Genomic DNA, 12,921 nt, shown 5'->3' with positions numbered 1-12,921 from the left:
CCTTGCGGGCCCCGTGTCCGTCTGCCCGTCGGGCTGACCTGGAGAACATTACACACGATCCTGCGTACGTGCCAACTCGGCTGTGGTGGCCTGCGGCACACTGCGTTTCCGCAGGTCAGCGACGCTTTGAACAGTCCATGGGCCGCGCTGGGAGAGTGCTTGTGACGGGGGCCACTGGCGGCGACCCGCATGCACGGCCCGCGCACCTCCCCCAGGCCGTTCGTTGCCCGGGGCCCCACCCGCATTTTCCGGTCCACCGCCGCCGTGTCGTCCCGCAGGCCGGGTGTCACAGCCTCGTACTACGTTCGTGTCGTGACATCTGAGCCCGCCCCCACCTCCCCGGACCCGGCGTCCGGCGACGTACGACAGGCGGCACCGCCCGGCGTCGTCCGCCGCGCGACCGTCGACGACGCGGCCGAGGCCGCGTGGCTCGCTGCGCTCACGTTCCCGCTCGCGTGCCCGCCCGGGACCACGCCGTCGGACACGGCCGCGCACATCGCCCGCAAGCTCACGCCTGCGCACTTCCGTGCGTGGGCGGGCAGCGATCGCCACGCGCTGCTGGTGCACGACGACGGCACCCGGCTGCTCGGTTACGCGCTCCTGGTGCTCGGTACGCCGGACGGGGCGACGGAGGCAGGGGTGGTCCGCTCCGCGACCGGGCAGGAGGCGCCGTACGTCGAGCTGTCCAAGATCTACGTCCACCCCGACGTCCTCGGCGGCGGTGTCGCGAGCGCGCTCATGCGGGGTGCCGTGGCGGCCGCCGCGCAGCTCGGGCCCGGGCTGCCGCTCTGGCTCGGCACCAACGCGCTGAACCAGCGCGCGCAGGCCTTCTACCGCAAGAGCGGCTTCGAGGTGGTCGGCAGACGCACCTACGTGGTGGGCGGCGTGGAGCACGACGACGTCGTGCTCGTGCGCGCCGGGTCCTGACCCAGGCCCGCCGCGGTGCGGTGTGGCCGGCGACGCAGGGCGCCGGCCACACCGCACTCATGTCGTCCGGTCCGGCTCAGCAGTCCTTCGCGCGCAGCGAGCGGATCTCGACGTACGACCGCTCGGCGTTGCCGAAGGAGTCGACCGGGTAGCCGGGCGCGGCCACCGTGGCGGCGTTGTCCTGCTCCCAGATGCCGTGCCGTCGGCCGGAGCCCGCGAGCGCCGACAGGAACTCGGTGTAGGGCAGGTCACCGGCGCCGAACTCCACGATGTCGTAGCCCCCGGTGTTGGCCGGGTTCGCGTCCCCGTCCTTGAGGTGCAGCAGCGGGTAGCGGTGCGGGTCGCGCTTGACGTAGTCCACCGGCTCGAAGCCCGGGTAGCGGTGCTGCCCCACGAACGCCCAGTAGACGTCCATCTCGAGGAAGACCTTCCTCGGGTCGGTGTTGTCGTAGAAGACGTCGTAGAGGCGCACGTCGGGGTTGTTGGTGGCGAAGCCGAACTCGCCGTCGTGGTTGTGCTGGTAGAACTTCAGGCCGCGGGCGGCAGCGGCCTCCCCGAAGCCGTTGAACTGCTCGGCCGCGGCGAGGTAGCCCGCGACCGTGCGGTTGTTGGTGGGCGCCTGCGCGGTGCCCACGTGCTCCATGCCGAGGATCTCGGCGATGTCGAGCTCGCGCTCCATGTTGTTCGCGAAGTCGGCGATGCCGCGGTGCGACCCGACGGCCCGCAGGCCGTTGTCGTCCAGGAGCTGCCTGATCTCCTCGGGCGTGATCGCGCCGACCTGTCCCTGGGTGTACCCGGCGAACTCGATCTCCGCGTACCCCATGTCGGCCAGCCGCTCGAACACGGTACGGAAGCCGAGCGAGGACACCTTGTCCCTGATCGAGTACAGCTGGATGCCGATGTGACCGGCGGGCACGAGCACCCGGCCGCGGCGGGCGGTCTCCGTCGCGGTCGCCGTCGTGGAGGCGACGGTCGAGGCGGTGGCGCTGCCTGCGAGGCCGGCTCCGGCCAGCGTCGCCGCACCCACGGCCACGGTGCCGCCGGCCAGCCTCAGGAAGTTCCTGCGGTTGACGTCAGTGCGTGATTCCATCACTGCTCTCCTTCGGTCCGAGCGGCCCCGGTCGGGCCGGTCGAGTCTTGTGCGGCGGCCGGCGGCGTCCCGACGCCCTCACCCACCATGGTGATCGCGTCGAGGTCGAGGCTGCCGGTCGCGGTGACGTAGAGCGTCCCCGTGGCGGACCGGTCGCCGAACGACAGGCCGAGGTCACGCCACGTGCCCGCGGTCACCTTCGCCGTCGCGAACGGCTTGGCCGTGGGCGAGTCCCAGCGGAGCTGGAGCGTGCCCTTGCCACGCACCGTCGCGGTCGCGCTGTCGATGCCGGCCAGGCTGACCCGGTCGAGGGCGACGGAGTCCCGCTTGCCCAGGCCGGCCACGTAGGCGCCGGCCGAGGCTGCCTCGTCCTGGACCACCTCGGCGCCGGTGACCTCACCGTGCTCGGCCTCCTGCAGCTTCGGGTTCAGGCGCAGCGTGGCCTCACCGGCGGCCGGCGGCAGGCCGTTGGCCCCGTTGTCGGTGTAGGTGATGACGACGGCGCCGTACAGGTGCGCGCCCTCGCCGTGCTCCGGGGAGTTGGGGTCGGTCGGGAACACGCCGGTGCAGCCCGTGCCGGAGACCTCGGGGTGGGCGTGCTCGTCGTGGCCGAGCCCGTAGGACCAGGCGACCCGCTCGCAGACGGTCTCGGTGCCGTCCTCGGCGTCGTTGGTGGTCACCTGGAAGGCGACCTCGTCGCCCCAGTCGAAGAACCCGCCGTCGGCCGGGAGGTCGACGGTCACCTCGGGCGCCTCGTTGCCGACGCTGATCGACGTCGAGGTGAGCGTGCGCTTGCCGCTGCCGTCGGTGACCCGCAGGCGTGCGGTGTAGACGCCGAGCTCGGTGTAGGTGTGCGTGACCTCCGGCCCGGTCAGGTCGAAGGTGCCGTCGCCGTCGACGTCCCACTCGTAGGTGAGCGCGTCACCGTCCGGGTCGCTGGAGCCCGACGCGTCGAACGTGACCTCGACGGGCGCGGACGCGGACGACTCCGGCGTGGCCGTGAACTGCGCCTGCGGCGCCTTGTTGCCCTCGGCGTAGTCGATCCGGTAGAGCCCGGAGTCCGGGTTCTGGCGGAAGAACCCGTCGCCGTACTCCAGGACGTACAGCGAGCCGTCCGGGCCGAACTCCAGGTCGATCGGGTTGTCGTTGATCGGCATGCCCGCGGCGGTGAGCGCCGAGTTGGGGAAGAAGTCCTCGATCTCGCCCACCTCGAACGTGGACCAGTCCACGCTGAACGCGGCGTAGTAGTCCTGGGAGAACTCGCCGAAGAAGGCCTTGCCGTCCCAGTACTCCGGGAGCTTGCCGGGCGCCGTGCTGTCGGCGTCGTAGTGGTAGACCGGGCCGCCCATCGGCGCCTGGCCGCTGCCCGAGCCGAAGCTGACGAGCTCGTCCCGCGGCTGCTGGCCCGGCTGGTCGCCGTAGTACAGGGTGGCCGCCCGCGACGGGGGCAGGTTCATCAGGCCCGTGTTCCACCGGGAGTTGTTGACGGGTGCCGCGCAGTCGAAGAACTCACGCGGCGTCGCCGTCTCGAAGTTCCACTCGTTGTAGGCGGCGTTCGGCCCGTGGCAGTACGGCCAGCCCGCGTTGTGCGGGTCGTCGAGCCCCACCGCGTTCCACTCCACGTAGCCCATGGGGCCGCGGTCCGCGTTCGCCGCACCGGCGTCGGGCCCGTAGTCGCCCCAGGTCAGGGAGTTGGTCTCCGGGTCCACCTCGATACGGAACGGGTTGCGCACGCCCATCACGAAGATCTCGGGACGCGTGCCCTCGGTGCCGGGGGCGAACAGGTTGCCCGCGGGGATGTCGTAGGTGCTGCCCTCGCCCGGCGCGGTGCCGGCGGGGATCTCGTCCTTCACGTCGATCCGCAGGATCTTGCCCCGCAGGTCGTTCGTGTTGCCCGCGCCGCGCCGCGAGTCGAAGCCCGGGTTCATGTTCGGGGCGTCGTTGTTCGGGGCGTAGCCGTTGGCGCCCGGTGTACCGGCCGGGGTGTTGTCACCGGTCGACAGGTAGAGGTTGCCCTCGCCGTCGAAGTCGATGTCGGCGCCGACGTGGCAGCACTGGCCGCGCTGCACCTCGATGTCGAGGATCGGCTGCTCCGAGTCGAGGTCGAGCGCGTCGCCGGTCCAGGTGTAGCGGGCCAGGCGGTTGACGCCCACCCACTGGTCCCAGTAGCTCTCGTCCTCGCCCGCGGGGAGCGTGTTGGGCGCGTTGCCGGCCGGGGTGTCCGCCGCGCCGTCGCCGTCGGCGTCCCGCGGCGCGTACACGAGGTAGACCTGGTTGCTCTCCTCGAAGTCGGGGGCCAGGGCGATGCCCTGCAGGCCGTCCTCCGAGTTGGCGTACACGTCCAGGGTGTTGACGACCCGCGTGACGCCCGTGGCCGGGTCGGTCAGGCGGACGTCGCCGTTCCGGGCGGTGTGCAGCACACGCTGGTCGGGCAGCACCGCCATGTCGATCGGCTCACCGACGTCCTTGGTGAGCAGGATCTTCTCGTAGTTCCCCCAGTCGGTGTCCGCCGCCGTGGCGGCTGCGTCCTCGTGCCCGTCGTGGGCGGACGCCGGGGTGGCCAGCAGAGCCGTGCCGACCAGGGCGGTCGCGGCGAACGCCGCGAACGTCTTTCGCCGCGCACGCGCGCGAGCCTGGATAGTCTTCATACGTGATGCAGCTCCTCGTCGAGTTCGTCACGCCGGCCGGGCCTCGTGCGCATCCCATTCGTCCGGGGCCCGGTCTTCATGCGGGGTCGGCGTCGCGGGGCGACGCCGGGTGGTGCTGGTTGGTTCCCTGACGTACCTCCCTGTCAGCGGCCCGTGGCCGTCAGCGGGTCGAGAAGGCGGCGTCGAACGCGGAGTCCGGCGCGTCGTACGCGTGGGAGCGCACGAACTGGAGGGCCTCCGGCGCACCGACCAGGCGGTCCATGCCGGCGTCCTCCCACTCCACGGAGATCGGGCCGTCGTAGCCGATCGTGTTGAGCATGCGGAAGGCGTCCTCCCACGGGACGTCGCCGTGCCCGGTCGACACGAAGTCCCAGCCGCGGCGTGGGTCGGCCCACGGCAGGTGCGAGCCCATGCGGCCGTTGCGGCCGTTCGTCATGCGCTTCTTCGTGTCCTTGCAGTCCACGTGGTAGATCCGGTCCTTGAAGTCCCACAGGAAGCTGACCGGGTCCAGGTCCTGCCACACCATGTGGCTCGGGTCCCAGTTCAGGCCGAACGCCTCGCGGTGGCCGATCGCCTCGAGGGTCCGCACGGTGGTCCAGTAGTCGTAGGCGATCTCGCTGGGGTGCACCTCGTGCGCGAACTTCACGCCTACCTCGTCGAACACGTCGAGGATCGGGTTCCAGCGGTCGGCGAAGTCCTGGTAGCCGGCCTCGATCGCGGCGTCGGAGACCGGCGGGAACATCGCCACGTACTTCCAGATCGCGGACCCGGTGAACCCGATGACGGTCTTGACGCCGAGCTTCGCCGCCAGGCGGGCGGTGTTCTTCATCTCCTCGGCGGCGCGCTGCCGCACGCCCTCGGGGTCGCCGTCGCCCCAGACGCGGTCCGAGACGATGTCCCGGTGGCGCTGGTCGATCGGGTCGTCGCAGACGGCCTGGCCCTTGAGGTGGTTCGAGATCGCCCACACCTTCAGGCCGTGCCGCTCCAGCAGCTCGAGGCGGCCGGCGACGTACTCGTCGTCGTCCCACCGCCAGGGGTCCAGGTGGTCGCCCCAGCAGGCGAGCTCCAGGCCGTCGTAGCCCCACTCGGACGCGAGACGTGCCACCTCCTCGAGCGGCAGGTCGGCCCACTGGCCGGTGAACAGGGTGATCGGTCGTGCCATCTTTTCCTCCGTCGTTGGTACCAGGTCCCGTGGTGCGGGGCGGGCGGCGCCGCCCACCCCGCACCACGCGTATCAGGTGCAGTCGGGCTCGTCGAGCGTCACGACGAGCCGTGCCTCGTCCCGCGGCCCGTCGGTCCAGTCCCCGCGCAGCACCAGCTCGGTCCCGCGCTCGGCGCGCGCGGTCACCAGGTAGCGGCCCGGGTCCAGGTCGTTCGAGCTCGCGACCGGGCGGCCTGCCTTCCTCCCGTCCCATGTGGTGATCCGGTAGGACCGCACGCCCTCGACGGCGCGCGGCACGATCGCCCCGCCCGCGTCGCAGGTGGGCTGCACGACGTCGACGGCGGGCGACGACGGGAGGTACGCGACCCCGTCGCCCACGAAGTCGAGCCAGTTGACGTTCGACTGGCCGGCCGTCTGCACGAAGTAGAGCGTGCCGGTGCCGGCCGGGACGTCGTGCAGCGTCGCGGTGACGTCGGTGTAGACCTGCCAGTCACCGGTGGCCGGGACGGACACGCTGCCGATCTCCGGCCCGTCCGGTGCGTTCCACCGCACCGAGATCGGTCCGCCGCCGCTCGGCGAGGCCGCGCGCAGCGTGACCGCGTCGATGTTCGTCAGCGAGATCGGTGCGTACGCCCACCAGTCGTCGGGCTCGATGTACCCGATGTTCTGGCCGCCGCCCGCGCTGTCGCCCGTGCCCTCGCGCTGCACGCCGGGGTCGCCGCTGCTGGTCGAGCCGGGCAGCCGGCCGGTGTCGGTGAAGTACTCGGCCTGGAGGCGCTTGGGCTGCAGCACCTGGAGGTCGTTGGCGGTCAGCGGGACGCCCACCTCGCCGCCGTCGTCGGTGTAGGTGGCCTCCAGCGTCCAAAACATGTTCGCGTCGGCGCCGTGCCCGTCGTCCGCCGCGGTCTGCAGCACGCCGGTGCAGCCGGTGAGCTCCTCGATGGGGTGCGAGTGCGAGTCGTGGCCCAGCGAGGTGTAGAGGGTGATGTCGGCGCAGTCCACGGTGCCGTCGGGGTCGTCGACGTCGACCTCGTAGCGCACCCGGTCGCCCCAGGCGAAGAGCCCGCCGTCGTCCGGGACGGTGAGGGTGACCGTCGGCGCGTCGTTGCCGACCACGACGTTCACGTTCGCGACGCCGGTCGCACCGCTCGCGTCCGTCGCCGTGAGCTGCGCGGTGTAGGAGCCGTTCTCGGTGTAGGTGTGGGCCGGGTCCGGCTCGTCCGACGTGGTGCCGTCCCCGAAGTCCCAGTTCAGCGTGATCGGCTCGCCGGCCGGGTGCCGCGTGCCGTCGGACGAGAACTGCACGGCGAGCGGCGCGTGGCCGTCCGTGACGTCGGCGGACGCCTGCGCGATCGGCGTGCGGTCGCCCTGGGTGTAGGCCACCCGGTAGACACCGCTGGTGTCGTTGTTGCCGCCGAAGCCGCTGCCCCAGTCGATCACGTACAGGGCGCCGTCCGGGCCGAAGTCCATGTCCATGGCCCGGTCGAAGCCCGCCGCGGGGTCCAGGAGCCCGGGCAGCACGCGGTTGATGTCGACGAGGTCGTCGCGCTGCTCGCCCGTGAGCTGGAGCGAGTAGACCTTGCCCTGGTTCCACTCCCCCAGGAACGCCTTGCCGTCCCAGTAGGCGGGCCACTTGACGTCGGAGTCGAGCTCGGGGTCGAACTCGTAGACCGGGCCGCCCATCGGCGCGCCGCCGCCCCCGATCTCGGGGAAGTCCGGGTTGCCGCCGTAGCCGTACCAGATCTCGGCCTCCTGGGCGGGCGGGAGCTGGGCGAGCCCGGTGTTGTTCGGCGAGTCGTTGACGACGCCGCCCGCGCAGTCGAACGCCGCGCCGGACGTGCCGGTGGCGAAGTCGTAGTCGACGTACGGCGTGCTCGCGCCCGTGCAGTACGGCCAGCCGTAGAAGCCCGGGTCGCTCACCACGTTCCACTCGACGACGCCGGCCGGTCCGCGGGCCGGGTCGGCGGTCCCGGCGTCGGGACCGTAGTCGGCGACGAGCACGTTGTCGGTCTCCGGGTCGATGCCGATGCGGAAGGGGTTGCGGAAGCCCATCGCGAAGATCTCGGGCCGGGTCTGCGCGGTGCCGGGGGCGAACATGTTGCCCTCGGGGATCGTGTACGTACCGTCCGGCTCCGGGTGGATGCGCAGCACCTTGCCGCGCAGGTCGTTGGTGTTGGCGGCCGTGCGCTGCGCGTCGAAGGCCTCCCGCCCGGACCGCTCGTCGATGGGGGCGAACCCGCTCGACTCGAACGGGTCGGTGTTGTCGCCCGTGACCAGCACCAGGTTGCCCGCGGAGTCGAACTGCATGTCGCCGCCCGCGTGGCAGCACCGGTCGCGCTGCGTGGTCACCTTCAGGACGGCGATCTCGCTGGCGGGGTCGATGGTGCCCGTGGCCGGGTCGTAGGTGAACCGCGAGACCCGGTTGTGCGGGCCGTCGCCGCCCACCTCCTCGGGCGACCAGTACAGGTAGACCCAGTGGTTCGTGGCGAAGGCGGGGTCGAGCACGATGCCGGTCAGGCCGTCCTCGTTCGCGAGCGTCACGTCCAGTGTCACGGCGGTGGTCGTCAGGTCGGTCTCCGGCGAGATCACCTGCACCCGGCCGTCGCGCTCGACGTAGAAAACGGTTCCGTCCGGAGCGACGTCGAGCATCATCGGGTTGGCCGTGTTCTCGTCCAGCGGCACCGTCTCGTAGCTCGAGTCCTGCGTGGCGTTGCAGTCCGAGTCGACGACGCCCGCCGCGGTCTGGATGCCGCCCAGCAGGTGCTGCAGGAAGGCCGGCTCCGCGTACGACTCGTTGGTGTGCCCGCCGCCCGTGTACCAGGACCGGCCGCCGTCGTAGGTCTGGCACCAGGCCGTCGGGTGGTCGGCACCCATCGCGCCGCCGCCGGGGTCGTAGCTGTCCTCGTCGAGGCTGGCCAGGACGTGCACGTCACCGCGCGGGTTGGACCGGAAGTTGTACCACTCGTCGTACCGGTCCCACCGGTCGGGCAGGTGCGCCGTGGACGCGTGGGCGTGGTCCTCCACGTCGATCGTCGCGTCCTGGTTGGCGGGATGGCTGTTGAAGTAGGCACCCACGAGCTCGCCGTACCAGGGCCAGTCGTACTCCGTGTCGGACGCCGCGTGAATGCCCGCGTAGCCGCCGCCACCCTGGATGTACCGCTCGAACGCCGCCTGCTGGTCACCGTTGAGCACGTCGCCCGTCGTGGACAGGAAGACGACCACCTCGTAGCCGGCCAGGCCCTCGTCGGAGAAGACGCTCGCGTCCTCCGTGGCGGTGACGGTGAAGTCGTTGGCGGCACCGAGCTGGGTGATCGCCTCGATGCCGGTCGGGATGGAGCCGTGCCGGAAGCCCGCGGTCTTGGAGAAGACCAGGGCGTCGAAGGGTTCCGCCACCTCGTCGGCGACCGCGTCGGCAGGTGCGGCGGCGGCCTCGGCCGGGACGGCCCGGGACATGGTGGGTGGTGCGGCGGCCGCGGCCAGAGCGGCCGGGACGCCGAGCGCGGTCACGGCGGCTGCCGCGACCGCGGACCGCAGGATGCGGCGGGTTCGTTGCACGTTTCTCACCTATGGCTCCTCATCGAGTCGGGTCAGTACTAGTGCGGTGCGGTACTTCTCGTGCGGTCGTTCTCGTGCGGTCGTTCTCGTGCGGTACTGCCGGGGACCAGGAGGCCGGCCCGGACACGTGGTCCGGGCCGGTCCCGCTCCGGCCGCGAGCGCCCGGCCTACCCCGGCCGGGCGCCCGCCACAGCTCAGACCAGGGACACCCAACCCCCTCCGCCGGCCGCGCTGCGCTCCACGGCGTCCAGCACCCGCTGGACCCCGAGCCCGTCGGCGAACGACGGCGTCGGCTGCTTGCCCGCGGCCAGGTCGCCGATCAGGTCGACGACCTGGTGCGTGAACGCGTGCTCGTACCCGAGCCCGTGCCCCGGCGGCCACCACGCCCCGCCGTAGGGGTGCTCCGGCTCGGTGACCACGATCCGCCGGAACCCCGCCGTCGCCGCCTCGTCGGTGGCGTCGAAGAAGTGCAGCAGGTTCATGTCCTCGAAGTCGAAGGCCAGCGAGCCCTCCGAGCCGTTGACCTCCAGCCGGATCGCGTTCTTGCGGCCCCAGGCGAACCGGGTCGCCTCGAAGGTCGCCAGCCCGCCGCCGGACAGCCGGCCGAGGAACACCGCGGCGTCGTCCACGGTGACCTTGCCGGTGCGGCCGGTGTCGGCCACCCCCGACAGGCCGGACGACGCCGCGGCCTCCGGACGCTCGTGCACGAACGTCTCCAGCAGCCCGCTCACGCCCGTGAGCGACTCGCCGGTGATGTACTGCGCGAGGTCCACCACGTGGGCGCCGATGTCGCCCAGCGCACCGGAACCCGCCTTCTGCTTGTCGAGCCGCCACGACATCGGCGCCTGCGGGTCGGCGATCCAGTCCTGCAGGTACTGCGCGCGCACGTGCCGCACCTGGCCGATCCGCCCCTGCTCGACGAGCTGCCGGGCGAGCGCGATGGCGGGCACGCGCCGGTAGGTGAACCCCACCATCGCGCGCACGCCCCGCTCGGCGGCGGCCTCCGCGGCCGCCACCATCGTCTCCGCCTCGGCCACGCTGTTGGCCAGCGGCTTCTCGCACAGCACGTGCTTGCCCGCCTCCAGGGCGGCCACCGCGATCTCCGCGTGCGTGTCGCCCGGCGTGCACACGTCGACCAGTCCGATGTCGTCCCGGGTCAGCAGGCCCTGCCAGCCGACCACGGCCTCGTCCCAGCCCAGCCGGTCGGCCGCCGCACGGACCGCGGCCTCGTCCCGGCCCGCCACCGCGCGCATGCGCGGCGCCAGGGCCAGGTCGAAGAACCGCGGCGCCGTGCGCCAGGCCTGCGAGTGTGCCGCCCCCATGAACGCGTAGCCGACCATGCCGACGCCGAGCTCGTTCTTCTCGCTGCTCATACCGCGCCTCCCCCCACTGTTGTCCCACTGTCGTGCAGCACGCCCGGACGGGCGTCGTCCCGATGAGTCACAGCGTCAGGAGTCGAAGCCGATGGGCAGGTACTCCTCGACGTTGTCCGCCGTGACGACGGGCGCGAAGAGCTGGACGGTGCGCGGCACGCCGATCGAGGCGAGGTCGCTCACGTTCTTGTTCTGGGCGATCAGGCGGGCGAGCTTGACGCCGTCGGCCGCCTGCGTCGACGGGTAGATGACGGTCGCCTTGACGACGCTCTCCGGGTCCTGGATCTCCTCCATCATGTTGTTGGACCCGGCACCGCCGACCAGGAAGAACTCGTCGCGGCCGGCGTTCTCGATGGCCGCCAGGACGCCGATGCCCTGGTCGTCGTCGTGGTTCCAGATGGCGTCGATCTGCGGCTCGGCGGACAGCAGGTTCGCCGTCTGCTCCTCGCCGGACTCGACCGTGAACTCGGCCGCGACGCGGGCGTCGACGTCGAGCCCGCAGTCCTCGAGGGCGTCCGCGAAGCCCTGGCTGCGGTCCTGGGTCAGCGGCAGCGAGTCGATGCCCGCGATCTCGGCGACGACGGCGTCCGGGTTGTCGCCGAGCTGCTCGCAGATGTAGGTGCCGGCGCTGACGCCCATGCCGTAGTTGTCGCCCAGCACCGTGGCGCGGGCGGCGAACGGGCTGGTGAACTCGCGGTCCACGTTGATGACCGGGATGCCGGCCTCCATGGCCTCCAGCGCGACGTCGGTCAGCGCGGCGCCGTCGAACGGGAGCAGCACGATGGCGTCGACGCCGTCGTTGATGAAGCCCTCGATCTGGCTGATCTGGACGTTCACGTCGTTGGTGCCCTCGGCGACCCGGAGGTCGACGTCCTCGTACTTCTCCGCCTCGGCGCGGGCCGCGGTGGTGATGGCACCCATCCAGCCGTGGTCGGCGGCGGGGGCGGAGAACCCGATGACGACCTCGTCGCCGGGCTCGTCGTTCTCGGTGACGGCGACCGGGCCGGTCGCGGCGTCCTCCTCGGTCTCGCGGGGCTCGTTGCTCACGCAGCCCGCCAGGAGCAGTGCGGCGCAGGCCGTGGCGGCCACGGCGCCGGCGACGCGGCGCGGACGGACGATGGACGAGGACATGGTGATCTCCCTTGATCCTGGGTGGAACTGCTGGGTTGTCTCGGACGGGGTGTCGCGCAGGGTCACGTGCTCGTCACCTTCTCGCGCGACGCGAACCACTGCTGCAGCAGCACGGCGCCCACGATGATCGCGCCCTTGGCGATCGCCTGGACCGAGCTGTCGAGGTTGTTGAGGACGAAGACGTTGGTGAGCGTCGAGAAGATGAGGACGCCCAGGACGGTGCCCATGATGGTGCCGCGGCCGCCGGCCAGGAGCGTGCCGCCGACGACGACCGCCGCGATGACGTCCAGCTCCAGCAGCGTGCCGTGCGTCGAGGAGCCGGCGGTGGTCCGGGCCAGGAGGATCACCGCGCCGATGCCCGCGGTCAGGCCGGCGAGCCCGTAGAGGTACAGGGTGTGCCGCTTGATCTTGATGCCGGCCAGGCGCGACGCCTCCGGGTTGCCGCCCACGGCGACGGTGCGGCGGCCGAACGTGGTGCGGTTCAGCAGGAACCAGCCGGCGGCGGCGACCACGACGAAGATCCACACGATCGTGGGCACGCCGAGCGGCCGGGACTGGAAGACGTCGAGGAACGGGTCCACGTACTGGATGACCTGGGTCCGGCGCCCGGCGATGATCTCCGCGAGCCCGCGGGCGGCGGCCAGCATCGCCAGCGTCGCCATGAACGCGGGCATCTTGCCGTAGGCCACCAGCAGGCCGTTGATCAGGCCGGCCACCAGACCGACGGCCAGCGCGGTCACCGGGACGACCCACCAGCCGTAGTCCTCCGCCATGTACTGGGTCGACAGCGTCGAGGCCCAGACGGAGGCCAGCCCGACGACGGCGCCGACCGACAGGTCGATGCCGCCGGAGGTGATGACGAACGTCATGCCGATGCTCACCACACCGGTCACCGCCGCGAGGCTCAGGACGGTGATGAGGTTGCCGGTGCTCCAGAACCGCTCACCACCGGTCGCGATGCCCACGACCACGAGCAGGACCAGGGCGAGCACGAGGCCGCCCATCCGCAGGGCCGGACCCATGAGGGCCGATCGT

8 protein-coding genes are annotated in these 12,921 nt (G+C 71.7%); 1 reads left to right on the top strand and 7 read right to left on the bottom strand.

The features are described from left to right. The first annotated feature begins 312 nt into the window (after positions 1-312). Positions 313-927, top strand: a complete 615-nt coding sequence (locus tag ACO229_RS26670) for a GNAT family N-acetyltransferase (protein ID WP_423463290.1) — start codon at positions 313-315, stop codon at positions 925-927. A gap of 76 nt (positions 928-1,003) precedes the next feature. Here the strand turns inward: ACO229_RS26670 and ACO229_RS26665 are convergent, their stop codons facing one another. From ACO229_RS26665 to ACO229_RS26635, 7 genes are all read right to left on the bottom strand, one after another. Further along, entirely contained in the window at positions 1,004-2,017 is a 1,014-nt protein-coding gene (locus ACO229_RS26665) for a sugar phosphate isomerase/epimerase family protein (protein WP_423463289.1), read from the bottom strand. Further along, complete coding sequence (locus tag ACO229_RS26660) at positions 2,017-4,665, bottom strand: PQQ-dependent sugar dehydrogenase (RefSeq protein ID WP_423463288.1); 2,649 nt, start codon at positions 4,663-4,665, stop codon at positions 2,017-2,019. The genes ACO229_RS26665 and ACO229_RS26660 overlap by 1 nt, the downstream gene beginning before the upstream one ends. Positions 4,666-4,825: 160 nt before the next feature. Further along, on the bottom strand, positions 4,826-5,827 hold the full coding sequence (locus tag ACO229_RS26655) for a sugar phosphate isomerase/epimerase family protein (protein WP_397415175.1): 1,002 nt from the start codon (positions 5,825-5,827) through the stop codon (positions 4,826-4,828). Between the two features lie 72 nt (positions 5,828-5,899). Continuing rightward, positions 5,900-9,382: a ThuA domain-containing protein gene (locus ACO229_RS26650; RefSeq protein WP_423463287.1), complete on the bottom strand. Its 3,483-nt coding sequence runs from the start codon at positions 9,380-9,382 to the stop codon at positions 5,900-5,902. Positions 9,383-9,576: 194 nt separating this feature from the next. Then, positions 9,577-10,755, bottom strand: a complete 1,179-nt coding sequence (locus ACO229_RS26645) for a Gfo/Idh/MocA family protein (RefSeq protein ID WP_423463286.1) — start codon at positions 10,753-10,755, stop codon at positions 9,577-9,579. A 75-nt stretch (positions 10,756-10,830) separates the two neighbouring features. Next, a complete protein-coding gene (locus ACO229_RS26640) occupies positions 10,831-11,886 on the bottom strand; it encodes a substrate-binding domain-containing protein (protein WP_397432817.1) in 1,056 nt (351 codons plus the stop codon). A 62-nt stretch (positions 11,887-11,948) separates the two neighbouring features. Then, complete coding sequence (locus ACO229_RS26635) at positions 11,949-12,908, bottom strand: ABC transporter permease (RefSeq protein WP_397415205.1); 960 nt, start codon at positions 12,906-12,908, stop codon at positions 11,949-11,951. Between the last annotated feature and the right edge of the window lie 13 nt (positions 12,909-12,921).

The sequence above is a fragment of the Promicromonospora sp. MS192 genome (assembly GCF_049532985.1).
GTDB lineage: Bacteria > Actinomycetota > Actinomycetes > Actinomycetales > Cellulomonadaceae > Promicromonospora.
Note: the sequence above shows the minus strand (reverse complement) of the source record. Positions and strands in the feature narration are given on the sequence as shown.